Origin of the sequence: Sulfurimonas sp. hsl 1-7, from assembly GCF_030577135.1 — a bacterium.
GTDB lineage: Bacteria > Campylobacterota > Campylobacteria > Campylobacterales > Sulfurimonadaceae > Sulfurimonas > Sulfurimonas microaerophilus.
The window spans coordinates 23,987-42,265 of the sequence record NZ_JAUIRR010000006.1; the positions used below are offsets into that span (position 1 = coordinate 23,987).

General features: G+C 38.0%; 21 protein-coding genes and 1 tRNA gene. 16 read left to right on the forward strand and 6 right to left on the reverse strand.

All coding sequences use genetic code 11. From position 1 onward, the window contains the following. The first annotated feature begins 37 nt into the window (after positions 1 to 37). The 14 genes from QWY88_RS10815 to QWY88_RS10880 all read left to right on the forward strand — a co-directional run bounded on the left by QWY88_RS10815 (position 38) and on the right by QWY88_RS10880 (position 12,325). Complete coding sequence (locus QWY88_RS10815; RefSeq protein ID WP_304546412.1) at positions 38 to 394, forward strand: hypothetical protein; 357 nt, start codon at positions 38 to 40, stop codon at positions 392 to 394. Positions 395 to 474: 80 nt separating this feature from the next. Next, positions 475 to 1,941, forward strand: coding sequence for a nitrogenase molybdenum-iron protein alpha chain (nifD, locus tag QWY88_RS10820; protein ID WP_304546413.1), 1,467 nt, complete (start codon positions 475 to 477; stop codon positions 1,939 to 1,941). A gap of 1 nt (position 1,942) precedes the next feature. After that, on the forward strand, positions 1,943 to 3,490 hold the full coding sequence (gene nifK, locus QWY88_RS10825) for a nitrogenase molybdenum-iron protein subunit beta (protein WP_304546414.1): 1,548 nt from the start codon (positions 1,943 to 1,945) through the stop codon (positions 3,488 to 3,490). Positions 3,491 to 3,597: 107 nt separating this feature from the next. After that, on the forward strand, positions 3,598 to 4,017 hold the full coding sequence (locus QWY88_RS10830; protein ID WP_304546415.1) for a TOBE domain-containing protein: 420 nt from the start codon (positions 3,598 to 3,600) through the stop codon (positions 4,015 to 4,017). A 36-nt stretch (positions 4,018 to 4,053) separates the two neighbouring features. Further along, entirely contained in the window at positions 4,054 to 4,185 is a 132-nt protein-coding gene (locus QWY88_RS10835) for a hypothetical protein (protein ID WP_304546416.1), read from the forward strand. Next, positions 4,182 to 5,291 carry an aldo/keto reductase gene (locus QWY88_RS10840; RefSeq protein ID WP_304546417.1) on the forward strand — a complete coding sequence of 370 codons (1,110 nt, stop codon included), beginning with the start codon at positions 4,182 to 4,184 and terminating at the stop codon, positions 5,289 to 5,291. Before QWY88_RS10835 ends, QWY88_RS10840 begins: the two co-directional genes overlap by 4 nt. Positions 5,292 to 5,293: 2 nt before the next feature. Next, positions 5,294 to 6,934: an L-aspartate oxidase gene (locus QWY88_RS10845; RefSeq protein ID WP_304546418.1), complete on the forward strand. Its 1,641-nt coding sequence runs from the start codon at positions 5,294 to 5,296 to the stop codon at positions 6,932 to 6,934. Between the two features lie 3 nt (positions 6,935 to 6,937). Beyond that, complete coding sequence (gene nifT, locus QWY88_RS10850; RefSeq protein WP_304546419.1) at positions 6,938 to 7,147, forward strand: putative nitrogen fixation protein NifT; 210 nt, start codon at positions 6,938 to 6,940, stop codon at positions 7,145 to 7,147. A 73-nt stretch (positions 7,148 to 7,220) separates the two neighbouring features. After that, on the forward strand, positions 7,221 to 8,744 hold the full coding sequence (locus QWY88_RS10855; protein ID WP_304546420.1) for a sigma-54 interaction domain-containing protein: 1,524 nt from the start codon (positions 7,221 to 7,223) through the stop codon (positions 8,742 to 8,744). Beyond that, a complete protein-coding gene (locus QWY88_RS10860) occupies positions 8,734 to 9,273 on the forward strand; it encodes a thioredoxin domain-containing protein (RefSeq protein ID WP_304546421.1) in 540 nt (179 codons plus the stop codon). Before QWY88_RS10855 ends, QWY88_RS10860 begins: the two co-directional genes overlap by 11 nt. Then, on the forward strand, positions 9,266 to 10,087 hold the full coding sequence (locus QWY88_RS10865) for an SIR2 family protein (RefSeq protein WP_304546422.1): 822 nt from the start codon (positions 9,266 to 9,268) through the stop codon (positions 10,085 to 10,087). Before QWY88_RS10860 ends, QWY88_RS10865 begins: the two co-directional genes overlap by 8 nt. Next, entirely contained in the window at positions 10,087 to 11,304 is a 1,218-nt protein-coding gene (clpX, locus tag QWY88_RS10870) for an ATP-dependent Clp protease ATP-binding subunit ClpX (protein ID WP_304546423.1), read from the forward strand. The genes QWY88_RS10865 and clpX overlap by 1 nt, the downstream gene beginning before the upstream one ends. Continuing rightward, positions 11,304 to 11,657: a hypothetical protein gene (locus tag QWY88_RS10875; RefSeq protein WP_304546424.1), complete on the forward strand. Its 354-nt coding sequence runs from the start codon at positions 11,304 to 11,306 to the stop codon at positions 11,655 to 11,657. The genes clpX and QWY88_RS10875 overlap by 1 nt, the downstream gene beginning before the upstream one ends. Before the next feature lie 56 nt (positions 11,658 to 11,713). Continuing rightward, the gene (locus tag QWY88_RS10880) at positions 11,714 to 12,325 is read left to right on the forward strand and encodes a hypothetical protein (RefSeq protein WP_304546425.1); all 612 of its coding nucleotides are present in this window, start codon (positions 11,714 to 11,716) and stop codon (positions 12,323 to 12,325) included. Between the two features lie 7 nt (positions 12,326 to 12,332). On the opposite strand, the gene QWY88_RS10885 is transcribed toward QWY88_RS10880, so the two are convergent. The 6 genes from QWY88_RS10885 to nifV all read right to left on the reverse strand — a co-directional run bounded on the left by QWY88_RS10885 (position 12,333) and on the right by nifV (position 15,850). Further along, positions 12,333 to 12,408: transfer RNA gene (locus QWY88_RS10885), tRNA-Gly, on the reverse strand. Positions 12,409 to 12,464: 56 nt separating this feature from the next. Further along, positions 12,465 to 13,454 carry a leucine-rich repeat domain-containing protein gene (locus tag QWY88_RS10890; RefSeq protein WP_304546426.1) on the reverse strand — a complete coding sequence of 330 codons (990 nt, stop codon included), beginning with the start codon at positions 13,452 to 13,454 and terminating at the stop codon, positions 12,465 to 12,467. An 8-nt stretch (positions 13,455 to 13,462) separates the two neighbouring features. Then, positions 13,463 to 13,696 carry a hypothetical protein gene (locus QWY88_RS10895; protein WP_304546427.1) on the reverse strand — a complete coding sequence of 78 codons (234 nt, stop codon included), beginning with the start codon at positions 13,694 to 13,696 and terminating at the stop codon, positions 13,463 to 13,465. 8 nt (positions 13,697 to 13,704) lie between these two features. Beyond that, positions 13,705 to 13,911 (reverse strand): CCE_0567 family metalloprotein, encoded by a 207-nt coding sequence (locus QWY88_RS10900; RefSeq protein ID WP_304546428.1) that lies wholly within the window; start codon positions 13,909 to 13,911, stop codon positions 13,705 to 13,707. A gap of 26 nt (positions 13,912 to 13,937) precedes the next feature. Beyond that, positions 13,938 to 14,753 (reverse strand): hypothetical protein, encoded by an 816-nt coding sequence (locus QWY88_RS10905; RefSeq protein WP_304546429.1) that lies wholly within the window; start codon positions 14,751 to 14,753, stop codon positions 13,938 to 13,940. Further along, a complete protein-coding gene (nifV, locus tag QWY88_RS10910; RefSeq protein WP_304546430.1) occupies positions 14,744 to 15,850 on the reverse strand; it encodes a homocitrate synthase in 1,107 nt (368 codons plus the stop codon). The genes QWY88_RS10905 and nifV overlap by 10 nt, the downstream gene beginning before the upstream one ends. A gap of 229 nt (positions 15,851 to 16,079) precedes the next feature. Here nifV and QWY88_RS10915 point away from each other — a divergent pair, with 229 nt between their 5' ends. Both QWY88_RS10915 and QWY88_RS10920 read left to right on the forward strand, forming a co-directional pair. Next, entirely contained in the window at positions 16,080 to 17,432 is a 1,353-nt protein-coding gene (locus QWY88_RS10915) for an FAD-dependent oxidoreductase (protein WP_304546431.1), read from the forward strand. Positions 17,433 to 17,466: 34 nt separating this feature from the next. After that, positions 17,467 to 18,192, forward strand: coding sequence for a Rieske 2Fe-2S domain-containing protein (locus QWY88_RS10920; protein WP_304546432.1), 726 nt, complete (start codon positions 17,467 to 17,469; stop codon positions 18,190 to 18,192). The last annotated feature ends 87 nt before the right edge of the window (positions 18,193 to 18,279 follow it).

Below are 18,279 nucleotides of genomic sequence, written 5' to 3' on the forward strand. Positions count from 1 at the left end.
GAAATTTATTTAAAAATAGAAGAAGTAGGAGAAAATTATGTTTGTATGTGGTTATCATTTCCCAGCAAGTGAAGGAAACGATGTTTCTTTCGAAAAAGTTATTGAAAAAGTTGAAGACGGTACATCTGCAGCAGGTAAAACTGTTACATTAACAAGTGAAACTAGAGAAGGTGTTCAGTTAGAAGAGTTAACAGTGCCAGCAGGTACTTTTGCACACACTGCATTTGTTGACTATTATGAAAATATAGCTGAAATGGAAGGTGAATTTAAAATGGTTTATTACACAAATAAGTACCAAATCTCAGAGATTTCAAAATCTGTTGATGGCGATACTACAAAAGACTTATGTAAAAAACTAGATGATATGAACCTTTACAGAGTAAAAGTAGCATAGAACTATTTAGTAAAGTTCAAATTTTCAAGATTTGGAAATTTGAACTTTAGATGGACGTATAAAGAAGGAGAAGGAATAAAATGGGACCAGAAACATTAGAAGCTTTACAAAAAGAAGCTATTGAAGAAGTTTTAGAGGTTTATCCAGCCAAAGCTGCAAAGAATAGAGCAAAACACTTAGGTGTGGATACTCCAGAGGGTGTAAAAGGTGCTTGTGATAAAACAAGAAGTAATAAGCAAACAGTTCCGGGTGTAATGTCTCAACGTGGTTGTGCATACGCAGGTTCTAAAGGGGTTGTATGGGGTCCAATTAAAGATATGATCCATATCTCTCACGGTCCTGTTGGTTGTGGTCAATACTCACGTGCCGGTCGTCGTAACTACTATATCGGTACTACTGGTGTTGATACATTCGTTACTATGAACTTTACAACAGACTTTAGTGAAAAAGATATCGTATTTGGTGGGGATAAAAAACTTAAAAAAGCTCTTGAAGAGATCGATGAGTTATTTCCATTAAACAACGGTATTTCAATTCAGTCAGAGTGTCCAATCGGTCTAATCGGTGATGATATTTCTGCTGTTGCTAAAATACATAAAAAAGAGAGCTCAAAACCGACTGTTGCCGTATCTTGTGAAGGTTTCCGTGGTGTATCTCAATCACTTGGTCACCACATCGCAAATGATATGATTCGTGATGAAGTAATGCCGGATGCTGCAGCTCGTGCTGATTTTGAATCTACTGAGTATGATGTTGCTATTATCGGTGACTACAACATCGGTGGTGATGCTTGGGCAACTCGTATCTTACTTGAAGAGATTGGTCTTCGTGTAATTGCACAATGGTCAGGTGATGCTTCATATAGAGAGTTAGCTATCGCTCCAAAAGCGAAGTTAAACTTACTTCACTGTTACCGTTCAATGAACTACATCTCTCGTCATATGGAACAAGAGTTCGGTATCCCTTGGATGGAGTATAACTTCTTTGGACCAAGTAAAACTACTGAGTCTTTAAGAAAAATTGCTGCTTTCTTTGATGAATCAATTCAGAAAAAAGCAGAAGAGGTTATCGCTAAATATACAGCTATGACTGATGCGGTTATCGCAAAATATAAACCGAAATTAGAGGGTAAACAAGTAATGTTATACGTTGGTGGTTTACGTCCTCGTCACGTTATCGGTGCATACGAAGACCTTGGTATGGAAGTAGTTGGTACTGGTTATGAGTTCGCTCACGGTGATGACTATAAACGTACAAAAGACGATATCGCACGTTCAACTCTTATCTATGATGATGTTAATGAGTATGAGCTTGAAAAATTCGTTAAAAAATTAAAACCGGATTTAGTAGCTGCCGGTGTAAAAGAGAAATATGTATTCCAAAAAATGGGTCTTCCATTTAGACAGATGCACTCTTGGGATTATTCTGGTCCTTACCATGGATATGACGCATTCGCAGTATTTGCAAAAGATATGGACTTAGCTATGAACTCTCCTGTATGGAATCATACAACAGCTCCATGGGACAAAGAAGAAGTAGGAGCTTAAGATGCAAGACGTAGAAAACATTGTAAACGGTCAGAAATTATTTCAAAAGCCTGAGTACCAAGAGGTACTGGCTAACAAAAAACAGTTTGAAGGTGCGATGGGTGCTGTTAACCCTGCTAAAGTTGAAGAGATTTCTGAGTGGACTAAAACTTGGGATTATAGAGAGAAAAACCTTGCTCGTGAGGCTATCACTGTAAACCCTGCTAAAGCGTGTCAACCACTTGGTGCTATCATGGCTGGTTTAGGGTTTGAAAACACTATGCCATACGTTCATGGTTCTCACGGTTGTGTTGCATACTTCCGTTCATACTTTACTCGTCACTTCAAAGAGCCGACACCATGTGTATCTGACTCTATGAGTGAATCTGCAGCGGTATTCGGTGGTCTTGCAAATATGAAAGACGGTTTACGTAACTGTAACGCTATGTACAAACCAGATCATATCGCAGTATCAACTACTTGTATGGCAGAAGTTATCGGTGATGACTTAAATGCGTTCATTACTGGTGCTCGTGAAGAAGCTGAGGGTGAATTAGATGATTTACCAATCACTTATGCACACACTCCATCATTCGTAGGTAGCCACATTACTGGTTACGACAACATGATGAAATCTATGCTTGAGCAACTTAACCCTACAAAAGATCAAAAAGTTGTAGAAGAGGGTCGTATCAACATCATCCCTGGTTTTGAACCGTACCTAGGTTCTTTAGCTGAGGTAAAAGAGATCGCTGGTATGTTCAGTGACAAAATCCATATGCTTGGTGATCACGAAGCGCAATGGAATACTGGTGCTGGCGGATATTCATTATACGCTGGTGGTACTCCAATGGATATCGCTAAAACTGCTATCAATGCAGAAGCAACTATCTCTTTACAAAAATATTCTACAGTGCAAACTGCTAAGACTATTAAAAACAAATGGAAACAAGGTTATGAAACTTGTAATCCAATCGGTTTAGCTGGAACTGACGCATTCGTTATGAAACTTGCTGAACTTACTGGTAAAGAAGTACCTGAAGAATTAAAAGCTCAACGTGGTCAACTTGTTGATGCTATGCAAGATTCTTATCCGTATATGCACGGTAAAAAATTCGCAATCTATGGAGATCCTGACTTCTTACTAGGTCTAGTATCTTTCATCGTTGAGATGGGTGGTATTCCAACTCACGTTCTTTGCCACAATGCGCCAAGAAAAGGTTGGGAAGATGATATGAAAGCTATCATTGCTAAATCTCAATGGGCTGAAGATTGTCAAATCTGGCCAGGTAAAGACTTATGGCACTTAAGAAGTTTACTATTCACTGAGCCTGTAGACTTTATGATCGGTAACGTATATGGTAAAGAGCTTTACCGTGATACTGGTACTCCGTTAATCAGAATTGGTTTCCCAATTTTTGACAGACACCATTTACATAGATACTCTATGAGTGGTTACAAAGGTGCTTTAAACCTTCTTACATGGATCACAAACTCTGTTCTTGATCAACTTGATGAAGAAACAAAAGATATAGCAAAAACTGACTATTTCTTCGACTGTGTAAGATAATTAAAAACATATTCATTTATTCTCCAAGCTAGAGTGTTTACCCCACTCTGGCTTTTTTTTACCAATACGTTATGTTTTAAATGATATAAAGAAATGAAAGGCAGGCTATGAAAATAAGTGCTAGAAATCAACTCCAAGGGATTGTTGAGTATTTTGAACAAGGGGCTGTAAACACTTCTGTATATATTAAACTGCAAAGCGGATATACACTTGTAAGTGTAATAACAAATGCTGCTGTAGAGCTCTTGAACCTTCAGCTAGGTGATGAGGTGATTGCATTTTTCAAATCAAGCTCAGCGCTAATAACCACTGATGTGACGTTAAACATTAGCGCAAGGAATAAGTTTCAAGGAAAGATAGAAGATATTACAGAGGGAAAAGTTACCGCCGAGATAGTTATTGCGATAGGTAACAGTGACAAAATCGCTTCAGTAATTACAAAAGTGTCTACAAACTCTTTAGGTTTAAAAGTCGGTGATGACGTAAGTGCAATTATTAAAGCATCAGATATTATGATCGCAAAATAGCACTTTTTTTTATTGAAAATTTCAAAGGAATAGTTCTTGAATAGTTATGCTAAAGAGATATTAGGGACTATGTTTATGGAATATTTAATATTAGCAACAACAACACTGGTATATGTTATCGGTATTGGAATGTACGCAAAAAAAGTAGCACAGAAGAATCACCAATGAGTCATGCAACGCTAGAAGATACTTACAATTTTGCCAAAAAATTTGCAAACTACAAAGATTTTTATACAAAATCGAATGGACTTGTATTTTCTAAATTAGGGTTAGGTACTTTTACTAAAGAACCCTATAAAGAGGAAAACTACGTTTTTCATTATATAGAGGGTGTAAAAGAAGCGGTAAGACAAGGGATTAACCTAATTGACACTGCAAGCAACTATCGTTACGGGCAGAGTGAAAAAGAGATCGGTGAAGCGCTGCATGAACTTTTTGATGAAAAAGAGGTAAGCCGCGAAGAGCTGATCATATCTTCTAAAGGGGGATTTATTCAATTAGAATATCCGTTTCCCGAAAACCCATACACTTGGATCGATGAAAATATAATAGAAGCAGGTTTGGCTTCTAAAGATGATATAGAGCTTGATCAGCACTGTATGACACCTGATTTTTTAGAGTGGAGTTGTAAAAGAAGTTTAGAGAATCTAGGAGTAGAGAGCTTAGATATATACTATCTACACAATCCTGAGATGCAGCTGCTGCGTTTAGGAGAGAAAAAGTTTTACAAACAGATAGAAAAAATCTTTGAGCGTTTTGAGAAACTTGCTGACGAGGGTCTGTTCCAAAGTTACGGTGTAGCTGTTTGGAACGGTTTTACATCGGAAACTAAAGATGAACGTATAAGTTTGGAAAAGTTAGTTGAGTGTGCCATTCGAGTAGCTGGGATGAACCACAGGTTTAAGTATATTCAACTCCCTTTTAACATGGGAAAAACTGCCGCGTATACTAATCCGACACAAAAAGTTGACGGCATAGAGTGTAGTGTTATCAATGCTGCACATAATCTGGGTATCGGTGTAGTTGGTTCATCTTCACTTCTGCAGATGAATCTGTTTAAAAAATCTTTTTCAGCCGAAACGGGAGTTATCTTGGATAATACGATGACTCTAAAAAACGATATTCAATTGGCTTTACAGTTTGTGCGTTCAACTCCTGGGCTAATAAGCTCTTTATTTGGTTCTAAAACACCTGTGAATGTACGGGAAAATTGTGAAATTTCAAAAGTAAAAGCAGTACCTAGAACGAAGTATGACCTGCTATACAGGCTGTAAAAATGATCTATGATGTAATTGTAGTCGGTGGCGGTGTTGCCGGATTGATGGCAGCTATTGAAGCAAAAACCAGTGGTAATAAAGTTGCACTTATCACTAAAGGGAATTTATTTAAATCCAACTCATCAATTGCAAGCGGAGGGATCAATGCAGTCCTTGATCCAAATGAAAAAGAGGGGATTCACTTTCATGTAGTGGATACCATAAGAGCTTGTTTCGGTCTTGAAAATAAAAAAGCGATCACTTATATGTGTGAACGTGCACCTTATATGATAAAAAAACTGGTTGAGTACGGTGTTGAATTTGACAGGGATGAAGAGGGCAATATTGCTCAAAGAAGTTTCGGCGGAGGGAGAACTCAGCGAACGTGTTACGTAGGTGACAAAACTGGTTCTGCCATCACTCAGGCACTCATTAAAAAAGCCAAAAATGTAGGTGTCACTTTTTTAGTGAACAATTTTGTAATGAACTTGACAAGTTTAAATAATCGCATAAGCGGTGTAGTGGCGTTAAGAAGATCCGACTCTTCGGTTGTAGTATATCCTGCAAAATCTGTAGTACTTGCCGGAGGCGGATATGCAGGGCTTTATCGCGGACATACTACAAATGCTCAAGATTATTCGGGAGATATGCTGGCTATTGCACTACGAGCGGGACTAACTCTCAAAGATATGGAATTTGTGCAGTTTCATCCGACGGGTCTGCATAAAACTTCCTATCTTGTAAGTGAGGCTGCCCGCGGTGAGGGCGGTTATCTCATAAATGAAAAAGGTGAGCGTTTTGTTAATGAACTAGAGCGTCGTAATGTTGTAAGTTATGCGATCTCAAGACAGATCGAAGCGGGGCATAAAGTCTACATAGACCTTCGCCATCTTCCAAAAGAGAAAATAGAGACAAAACTGCCGAGTTTATATAAAGCGGCATATAATCAGGCCGGCATCGATGTTACCAAAGAGGTTCTGGAGATACGCCCCGTGGCTCACTACTCTATGGGCGGTATTGAGTCAAACATGACAAAAACATCTATAAAAGGACTTTTTGTCTGTGGAGAGTGTGCCGCAGAAGGGATACACGGGGCAAATAGACTAGGTGGGAACTCACTCTTAGAGGGTGTGGTTTTTGGGGAGCTTGCGGGTGAGAATGCTCTTGAGTTTTCCCAAAACAAAGAGTTTTTACCGATCGATTATAACCTGGTTATTAAAGATCAAAAGATGGTGGACTGGATCTTTGATATGGATACCTCTAAAAACTTTAATGCAATGCGTGTGAGCATGGGGGAAACTATGTTCAAAAATGCCGGAATACACAGAAGTGAAACAAGTTTACAAAAGGCATTTGACTATTTAAAATATCTGCGTAATGAAACAATCACGCTGCATTGTATAGACAAGGGGCGACACAATAATGTAGAACTGATCTCAATTTTAGAGTTAAGAAATGCTTTAGAGGTTGCAGAAGCAGTAGTTCTTGCAGCGATGTTCCGCCAAGAGAGTAGAGGTGCCCACCATCGTGATGATTTTAAAGAAGATGATATATCTTTACAAAAATCGATCTTGATTAGTGAGCCTAAAAAAGGGTATTTTGATGTGCGTTATGAAGATAAAGGGCTCATCAAGTTTATACGAAATTTATTTAAAGGATAAAAAATGGCAAAAGTTATGTTACGTGAAAATGATGGAGAGATCTTCTTTTATATTGCAAAAAAAGATATGGAGGAGACTATTGAGTCTTTAGAGTTTGACAGTGAAGAAAAATGGGGTGGAGAAGTTGAACTAAGCAACGGTGAAACGTGGTGGATTCAGCCAGGCGAGAAAAATCTTCCAAGAGAGGCGGTGTGTAAAAAACTCGCTGACTGATGAAATATTATACATTATGATGTTTATTAGATGTACTAATACTAGTATAATAAAATAAAAAAGATGGATAATTATGTTTGGACAATGTGAACAATGTTTAACACACAAAGAATTAAAAGTACTTTATGATATAGCATCTTTGATCTCAGATTCTAGAGATATAAAAAAGTCGTTGGAAAAAAGTTTATTGGCTTTGAAGAACTCTTTACAGTTAGAAAACTGTGTTATCTATAAGCTAGATGATGAGAACTTAAGTGTATTTGCTTCGCTCGGATTTAGTAAGTTTCAAAAAGTAAACTCTGAGTATAAACTTGGTGAGGGTGCTACCGGACTTGCAGCAAAAAGTATGGAACCTGTAGTGATTGAAAACATTCACAACGACATACTTTTTTTAAATAAGTCGGGAAATAAAACAAATCACACGCTCTCATATATAGCGGTTCCTATGATAGCCGAAGATGATGTGATCGGTGTTATCGGTGCAAACTTAACAAAAGATACTGAGATAGATTATGAAGCTACTATTCGTATATTAACAATTATAAGCTCTTTATTCGCACAGTATATAAACTCATACAGTGTGATAGAGCAAGAAAAAGAAAGATTAAAAGAATTAAAACTATATTACAAAATGGAATGGGATTCAAAAGTGCACAATTTCGGTGATATCATTGGTGACAGTCCGAAGATGCAAAATGTGTATCAAGTGATCGAGCGGATCGCACAAAGCGATGTTACGGTACTTGTCCGTGGTGAAACGGGGACAGGTAAAGAACTTGTAGCCGCAGCGATCCATAAACGCTCTAAGCGTGCGGAGGAACCGTTTATCAAACTCAATTGTGCGGCGATTACAGATACACTTTTAGAAAGTGAGCTTTTTGGGCATGAAAAGGGTGCATTTACCGATGCAAAAGAGACAAGAAAAGGGCGTTTTGAACTTGCAGACGGAGGGACACTCTTCTTAGATGAGATCGGAGATATCTCTGCATCTGCTCAGGTAAAACTGTTACGTGTTCTTCAAGAAAGAGAGTTTGAGCGTGTAGGTGGAAGTAAAACCATCCGTGTAAACGTTCGTTTGGTTGCAGCGACAAACAGAGACTTGGAGCAGATGGTGAAAGACGGAGATTTCAGGGAAGACCTTTACTACCGTTTAAATGTCATCCCTATCGATTTACCGCCGCTTAGAAAAAGGGGTGAGGATATTAAACTATTGGTAAACTTTTTCCTAGAACGCTCTATGAAAAATCATAAGAAAATCGTAAAGATAACAGATGAAGCGATGGACCAGTTAATGTCATATCCTTGGCCGGGAAATGTTCGTGAGTTAGAAAATACGATCGAGCGTATTGTACTTATGGGTAGCGAAGATGGAATTACTGCAAGCGATATGATGCTTCTACTTCCTGCACTCAATAATGAAAAACTAATAGCGGAATATTGTCCGATGCCTATGGAGAATATGACTCTTGAAGAGATTGAAAAAGATGCACTTGAAAGAGCGTTAGCAAAAAGCGGCGGCAATCAGGCCGAAGCGGCAAAAGCTCTGGGGCTTACGCAAAGACAAATTGGATATAAGGTAAAAAAATATGGACTCTAGTATATTGTATAAAGGCGAGAAATTAGAACTTTGTGAAGATTTTATAGATGTAGGCTATATGGCCGAAAATATAGAGGTCTCAGACAAGCAGGGGGAGCAAAAAGAGATCAGAAGAAGTCATCCCGATCGGTCGATGACTCTTTTGATCTCTTTTCCAGATGCCTCTGAAGATTTTATTGACGAAATTCTAAAAATTGACGAGCTGCTAAGTCACATTCAGGTACCTCTGCATTGTTACATGATCTTCGATAAAAGGTATGAGGAACAGACTCTTTTAAAAAACAGATTGAAAAAATTTGAGGTTGTTTTAGACACTGAAGATGAGTTTGGATCTATGTACGGTACGGAACTTGTAAGTGGAACTCTAGCAGGTAAGTTAACTAAGTCTCTGTTTTTGATCTCTAAAGACGGAGCTGTTTTTTATCTTGATATGCCGAGTGATTTGGAAAAACCGCTTGATTTAGAGAGATTAAGAGTAGAGTTAAACAAAGCCTATACTAGCTACACTGGAGTAGGATGTCATGGATAATGTCGTAGAAAAATTAAAAAGTGGAGAGCTTATTCCATTTATAGGACTGGGTGTTTTTGCAGATACGAAAGCTAAAGACGGAAGCGTTCTGCCTTATGATAGTGACAGTATGATACTGGCACTCAATAACGGTCGTGCAATGAGCCCGAGATTGATGTACGAATACTCTCGTGCAGCTATGAGTTTGGAACAAAGAAAAGGGCGTGAGTTTATTGTTCAGATGACAAACCACATTTACGCGTCAAAAGAGTATGACCTTCCTTTCACATACGAATATTTTAAATCTATCAAACCAAAATATATGATCGATACAAATGTAGATGACAGCGGATGTAAAGTGTATGAAGATGTAGAACACTTTATGATCACAGGAGTTTCTCGCATTACGGCAGATTACGATAGATTTTTGATCTACAAATATAACCCAGAAACTAAAGAGTACACACGAGTTGATAAAGAGGAACTTAATGATTCGTTACCAATTCTTTTCAAGCCTATGGGGTGTATGAAACCGGAGATGAACTTTATCATCTCTGATGCGGACTTTGTTGACTGGCTCACTGAAGCTATGGGCGGTTATGCACTTCCTCCGTTTCTTAAAGATTACAAAAAAGACAAATCGTATCTGTTCTTAGGTGTGGATTTTTCACGTGACACTTTTAGAATGGTCGCTCATGAAACTACTTTAGGACTTAATGACGGTCTTGTAGTTACACCGAAAGAGGAACTTACAAAAAAAGAGAACAAATTTGTAAGTACGCACAATCTTGAAGTATTACAACAGGATTGCGACACTTTCTTAAAGGCTTTATAATGAGTGATTTAGTTTGTGATTTTTGTGGTAAAAGCGTAAAAGAGGTTGAAAAGATATTTAGTGCGGAAAATGCACATATTTGTAACGAGTGTATAGGTACTTGTTCAGATATTATCTCCAAAGAGCGTATCAAAAAAGAGCGTGCCGAGTTTCAAAAGGGTCTGAGTATCCCGACACAGATCAAAGAGCATCTAGATACTTATGTGATCGGACAAGAAGAAGCAAAAAAAGTGCTTTCAGTTGCTCTATATTCCCACTATAAACGTATAGACAAACCAACTTTCAAAAATGTAGAGATCGAAAAAAGTAATATTTTACTTGTGGGACCGACGGGAAGCGGTAAAACACTTTTAGCAAAATCACTCGCAAAAATCATGGATGTCCCATTTGCCGTAGCTGATGCGACAGCACTTACTGAAGCGGGATATGTCGGGGAGGATGTTGAATCTATCCTTTCTCGTTTACTTGCTTCGGCAGATTATGATATTGAGCGTGCACAAAAAGGGATCATCTACATAGATGAGATCGACAAAATTGCGAACAAAAGTGAAAGTGCGACAAGCGGTCGTGATGTTTCAGGCGAAGGTGTGCAGCAAGGACTTCTAAAAATATTAGAAGGGGGTGAAGTGTACGTCCCTTTAAAAGGAAGCCGTAAAAGCTCTTCGGCAGAAACGGTTCTTTTTGATACTACACATGTACTTTTCATCTGTGGCGGTGCTTTTGTCGGACTTGTCGGAGATGATGAGCGAAGAAAGAAATTTCAACCTAAAAAGATGGGATTTTTAAAATCGGGCGATGAGGAACAAGCTACAAAAGAGATCGAATCAAAAGACTTGATCAATTTCGGACTTATCCCGGAGTTTATAGGGCGTATACCTGTAATCGCTACACTTAACCCGCTCTCAATAGAGGACTTAATCCGCGTACTTAAAGAGCCGAAAAATGCAATTATCAAACAGTATCAGGCACTTTTTGAACTTGACGGTATGGAGCTTGAGTTTACTGACGATGCTCTTGAAGCTATAGCAAAAGAGGCTGATGAAAAAGGTGTCGGTGCCAGAGGTCTGCGTGGAATCATTGAGAAGATAATGTTACCGCTTCAGTATGAACTCCCTGCAAGAGAGGGGATTGAGGCTTGTGTAATTACCAATGATTTTATCGAAGGTAAAAAAGAGGTAGAGCTTCGTTTCGAAGAAGTTAAAAAGGAGGCAGAGTAATGGACGATCAATCAACAGTATATGAGTGGGCAAAGACATATAATTTTACAGAACAAGAGATTCAGTATGCGACTATTTTGGCACTGAAAATTTTGGATGACGAGTGTAAAATGGATTATGACAACTACAACCTTTTTATGTCTGTGTATGACGGGATCAAAGATAAAGCAAATACACCGTTTAATCTAAGTGTTCACAGCATTATCGATCTTGCTCGTGCGAAGGATCCGATCAAAGCTGATCCGGTTTACAAAGAGATGATCGGTGAACTGCGTGTAACTATGATGAAAGATATGGAAAAACCGATCATGAAAGCGTATAAAAACCTTGTATGGGATGTAGTTAGCTGCTAATAGAGATCTAAGTCGTTTTTTGTTGTGAAACTTGACTTTAAAGAAGGAGTCAAGTGATGAACTTTACAACATTAAACAGAGATGAATATCTCGAGTCTGTGCAAAAAATAGGGGATTTCAATACTTTGAAATTCTCTAAGCAGGCATTAGACTGGTGGGATAACCACTTTGATTGGAAAAAATTTCCACCTATCGTTCTTGAAGAGAACTCTACAAACAAATCGTACCTGTTTTATACAGTTTCAAAACAGAAGCGTTACCTTACAATTCACTACCTTTTTACACCCAAGTCTTTTAGAAATAAAGGGTATGCAAACAATCTTTTTAATGAACTTTTTTCCTCTCAGGTTGATGAAGATATAGAACGTTTCCGTATGTTTTGTGTTCCGTCTTCGTTGGGATTTTATAACAATTACGGTCTTAATTATTGGGGTGTAAACACTTCACATCAGTACTATTGTGATTTTAAAATGCCAAAACACGATACAAATGAGATAAAAAACATTGTACATGATAGTACCATTGAGGAGTTTACTCCAAAAGAGATGGAACTTATTTTAGGACATTTAGAAGCTGACGGGAAAGATTTTACTTTAGAGCAAAGAGAAAACTTTTACGCTATACGTGGGATGCTAGGAAAACGATATCTTGATTTTGTACAGCAGTAGATTAAGGTGGAGCGGGTGAAGGGATTCGAACCCTCGACAGCCTGCTTGGAAGGCAGGAACTCTAGCCACTGAGTTACACCCGCATAGGTGAATTGAAGCAGAATTTTACTCTATAAAAACTAAGAATTTCATTAATTTTTTAAAGATCGCAGAACTCTAGATTTGGCAGTTCCGGGCGTTCTAAAGAGTTCTCCTGGATGTATAGATTTTTTAGTTTTGTGAGTTTTGAGAAAGACTCAGGATACTCTTGTATAAAGTTCTCCTCTATATCTAACTCTAAAAGATTTTCCAGCTCTCCTATACACTCGGGAAGTTTTTTGAGTTTATTTGCACTGACACTTAAATGGTTGAGTTTTTTGAGTTTGCAGAGAGAATCGGGCAGGTACTCAAGGTGGTTATTGTCAAGTGTCAGGATTTGGAGATCTTCTAAAGCACTTAGATCAAAGTCGATTGTTACAAGATCGTTGTCGTTAAGATTGAGTTTAATCAGCATATCGTGCAGTTCTAAAGAGGGAAGGTCTTGGATCTGATTTCCCTCAAGAAGCAGTGTTTCAAGCTCTTGTATATCCCCTAAAGATTTTGGAAGATGTGTCAGATCGTTATAGGAGAGATCCAGATAGTAAAGCGAGTACATATCGGAAAAGATCTCGGGAATCTCTTTTAAGCGGTTGGTGTCCAGTGAAAAATAGAGCAGTTTTTTAAGTTTTTTAAGATCGCTGGGAATAGATTCAAGCATATTGGCAGCGATCGTTAAACGTGTTAACTTTGTCAGCTTCGCAAAACTTTGAGGCAGTGATTTTAGTCTGTTGCCGTTGAGGTTTAAGATGATTAAAGACTCTAATGCACCGATGGAATCTGGAAGCTCTTTTAGAAGGTTGTTCTCACATTGCAGATTTTTGAGTTTTTTTAGATTTCCAATGCTTTTTGGAAGTTCTTCAAGTCGGTTGTTTGAGAGTTTCAAGACAATAAGGTTAGGCAAAAAACCTATACTTGAAGGAAGTTCACGAATCTTGCATTTTGAGAGATCAAGCACAGATATATTTTTTAACTTTTCTATATCGGTGGGAACTTTCGATGTAAGCCCTTTGCTCTTTACCCATCTTGCGAAATCTTCTAAAATCGTATCCATTCTAACACCTATGTAGCATTTTTTTGTTCTATGAGAAAATCTATCTCTTCATAGTCTATCTCACCAAACTGGATCATGTTAAACAGTGCCATTAAAGGGCGTCTACAACATGTTTTATTACATCCGGTGACTAATTTTTTTGCTTTTTTATATGGAAGATCAGTAGCGCGCAAAATATTCTCTGCTTCTGCAACGGTTTTATTGCCGCACTCACAAATGACTTTTGCTTGTACTGTTTCCATGGAATTTATTATTGTAAAAAGGTATGCTCAGCTTTGAAGTCTTCAACTACTTTCATAGCTGTTTGAACTTCTTCGCTAAGAGGTATGAGTCTGCTATAGTCTGTCCAGATTGTATCTTCAACTATATCATGGATCTCACCTGCAAGTTCTACAACTTTTCTTTTGTAACCTGCTAACTCTTTTTTTAGTGCTTTTTGTTCATCTGTTAATGCCATTTCTCTATTCTCCTTTAGTTTAAAGTTTAAAATCCATACACCATCTCTAAATTGATGTCGGGTTTTTTGTTTGTGTATAAAAGTGAGTACTCCTCACTCAGGCTGAAATTGTAAGACTTGTACAAATTTGTTATCTCCTCTACATCACTTGGAATGTAGGCAAAAATTCTTTTAAGCCCTCTGTGGTATAACACTCCGCGAAGTATCTTTTCCGCATCGGTATAGGCAGCATCTTCCATGACCCATGGAGAGATCTTGATCAGTGTTTTATCGATAGCGTAAGAGTGTTGGTATCCAAAGTCTGTAGAGAGTACCAAAGAGGATTGTTTAAAGAGCACATCTCGTATATACTCCATTCTTGTCTCATGAAACGCTTTTTTATCAAGCTTCATAATAGTTGGGATATAGTTCTCATTTGCGATACTTTTAGCCGTAGCATTTGAAAAGTTAAATGCCGGTGCACCGCCTGCATAGATCGCTTTTTTGAACTTTGCATACTCTTTGAAGCCAAAAGCAAGAAGCATCGTTCTTTCATCTTTTTTACTCATCAGACAGATCGATTTTTCCGTCTGAGAAGCGTTGTTAAGTAAGAGTTTTACAAGACGTTTTTTTATATCGTCGGTAATATTTGACATATAGTAAAAGTTGTTGATCAAAATTGAATTTTCCATCTCATATGCAGATATAAATGCTACAAGTTTACTCTCATCATACGCTCCGAAACATAGAGAAGGGTTTTGCTCAAATGTTTTTAAAACGAGTGATTTGTCTATAGTTATACTGTTGCTAAAAGCCTCAAGGTCAGCACTGAAATTTTTTGCCCGAATCCATCCTATGAACATAAATACAACTCCACTAATTCATTCGGTTCAAGCACCGTTTTTCTTTGCGTCACTATCTCACGAACTTTTGGCAGGAGACCTTGAACTTTTGCTTTTACAGGTGTAATGCCAAACGCTTTGAGATGATAGTTAATCGTTGCACTTCCGGAGTGTTTTCCGATCGGGAAAAAACGGTGTAGTCCAACCATCTCTGGCTCAAATGCTTCATATGCATTAAGGCTTTTTATCATCCCGCTAACATGGATGCCAGATTCGTGAGAGAAGATATCTCGTCCAACAATAGGTCTGTTGTGACTTACTTGTCTGTTTGCAGCAAGTGCAACGCTCTGTACCAGTGTTTGCAGGTTAATTGGATCTATCTCACGCTCTTCGTGGAATTGGTGTTTTAAACTCATTAATACCTGCTCAAACGAAGCATTGCCTGCGCGTTCACCAAGCCCGATAACCGTCGTGTTTGCACTCATAGCACCAGCTTCAAACCCTGCAATTGAGTTTGCAGTAGCCATCCCGAAGTCGTTGTGCATATGCATCTCTATATCTAAACTTGAATGTTTTGTGAGATAGTCTATCTTCTCATACGTTGCATGAGGCGTTAAGATCCCTACCGTATCACAGTAACGGAAACGATCAGCACCAAGTGATTCACCGAAGTTCATAAGCTCTACTAAAAACTCTTCATCTCCTCGACTAGAATCTTCACCGCCTATACAAACAAACAACCCCTCTTTTTTTGCCGTAGTGACAACATCTTCAAGGTTTCTAAAAAGTTTTTCCTTATCTCCGCCAAACTTTACATCGATCAAAGTTTGTGAAACGGGGACTGAGAGATCAACTGCTTGCACACCGCAAGACAGAGAGGCTTCTAAATCTTGTTGTGTCGCTCTGTTCCAAGTCATTATGCGAAGAGGAAGTTCAAGTGCTAAAATCTCTTTAATATCCTCTTGCTCTTTTGTTCCCATGGCAGGGATGCCCACTTCCAACTCATCTGCACCACAGTTATGAAGAAGTTTGGCAATTTCTAATTTTTCGTGCGTATTAAATGCAACATATGGAGCCTGTTCCCCGTCTCGAAGTGTCGTGTCATTTATGATCGCCATGAAAACTCCTTGGAAATATACTTATGTGTTTATATTCATAAAGTGTTCCTTCATTCGTATCATAATTTTAAGATAATAATGTGATAAAAATATCACATAAGATAATGTGATATTGTTGATTTTTGGGAAATTTATCTAATTTTAGTTTCAATTAATATAACTAAGAGTAATCTTTGTAAGGTTTAGTTTTATTTGAAAATCTAATATTTTAAAACAAAGAGGAGAAACTATGAATCGTAGAGACATATTAAAATTTGGTGCTATAAGTGCAGCGGCAGCAACGGCTACTTTAACAGGATGTACAACTGCTCCGAAACCGGATAATAGTGTAAAACCTGCTGTTGGAATGGGTTCTAAAGCACCGTTACCAGCGGCTAAAGGTCCTAGAGTTGTTATAGTAGGCGGTGGATGGTCAGGTCTGTCAGTTGCCAAATATACTAAAAAGTTTGCGCCTAATGCTGATGTTGTTTTAGTTGAACAAAGAACACAATTCCATTCTTGTCCTATTAGTAACTTATACCTTGTAGGTGCAGTTGATTTAGAATTCATAACTCACGATTATTTACAAGCTGCTCGTGAAAATAAATATACATATTTTAATGCTTCAGCTATCGGAATAGATAAAGCTCAAAAAATAGTAAAAACAACGAACGGTGATATAGATTATGACTATTTAGTATTGTCTCCTGGTATTGACTACGATTATAGTCCTTGGAATGTAGATCTTGCAACTGAACAAAGATTAAGAACAGAATATCCTGCAGGTTTCATGTCACCAAGTGAACATATGACGATTAAAAGTAAACTTGAAGACTTTGAAGGCGGTAATTTTATTATTACGGTACCTGGTGGTAACTATAGATGTCTTCCTGCTCCATATGAAAGAGCTTGTTTAATTGCAGATTATTTCAAAAAGAACGAGATTGACGGTAAGGTACTGATTTTAGATGCTAACCACGACATCACGATCAAATCTGAAGGTTTCCACTCGGCATACGATGAGATGTATAAAGATTATGTAGAGTATGTTCCAAGTGCAGCAATTATGAGTATTGACTTAGAAAACAAAAAAGTGATCGCAGGTGAACTTGAAGATGAGTATGAGTTTACTGATGCTGCATTCTACCCGCATGTACGTGGTGGAAAACTATTGGAAGTTTGTGGCGTGGCAAAAGACAATGCATTTAATAAAATGGAAGGGAATATCGATCCGTTTACATATGAAGTTATCGGTGAAAAAAATATCTTCGTAGCTGGTGATGCACGTCCGATGGGTTACTCAAAATCAGGTAATACGTCAAACTCTGAAGGTCACTACTTAGGAAAACTTATCGCTGAGAGAATCTTAAATAACAAAGATATCAAATGGAAATCTCCGTTAACTGTATGTTATTCTGCAGTTTCTGCTATGCCTAATCATGCAATTTCTGTTAGAGCAGAATATGAGTTTAAAGGTAAAACACTTGCAGGTTTCACAAATGTTGAACTATCACAAGAGTGGCGTGGAAAAACAGGTGAGAATAACGGAAAAGCGCTTATGGAATGGGCTAAAGGTATGTACAGAGATATGTTTAACGCATAATCTGCATACTGTGTATTTTTAAGGAGAAGTATTAATGCAAAGAAGAGAGTTCTTCAAAGTAGTTGCAGGGGTTGGAGCTGTAATAGTAGCTCCTTCTCTCATAACTACAGACTTAAGAGCTGATGACGGAAGATTGTATAAAGCGTACAATAAAGTTCAGTTAGTTGATGGTGATGGTAATCCTATTTTAGCTTCAAAGCTTGTAGAGGAAGAGAACTATATATTTAACTATCCGTTTGTCGGTGTAAGTTCAATACTGATAGCTTTACCGGAAAAAACAGAAACAAATGTGAAGCTTAAAAGTGAAAGCGGTGAAGAGTACATTTGGAAAGGCGGTATAGGGAAGAAAGGAAATATAGTAGCGTACAGCTCTATATGTAGTCATCAGATGACACATGTCAATAAAGCTGAATCTTTTATCTCTTACCAAAAGAGATGTCAAAAAACTATGGCTTGTCCAAGAACAGGTGTAATGGTATGTGCTTCACACCTCTCTGCATATGATGTGCATAAAGGGAGTGAGGTGATCAGCGGACCTGCTCCACAACCTCTTGCAAGTATAGTATTGGAGCATCACGACGATGATACTCTTTGGGCAGTAGGCGTTCTTGGTGCAGACAAGTTCCATGAGTTTTTCAAAGCGTTCAAGTCTGAGTTAAAAGAGCAATACGGCGGAGCTAGAAAAGCAAAGAAAAAAGTAAAAGATACTGCACAGCTTGTTGCTTTGGCAGATTTTACAAAAGATATAATTCAATACTAAAAGAATTAATACAAAGGTGGAGTTTTTCAATCACTCCACTTTTTCTTCACACAATATTCTCACACAAATCCTTTTTATTTTACATAA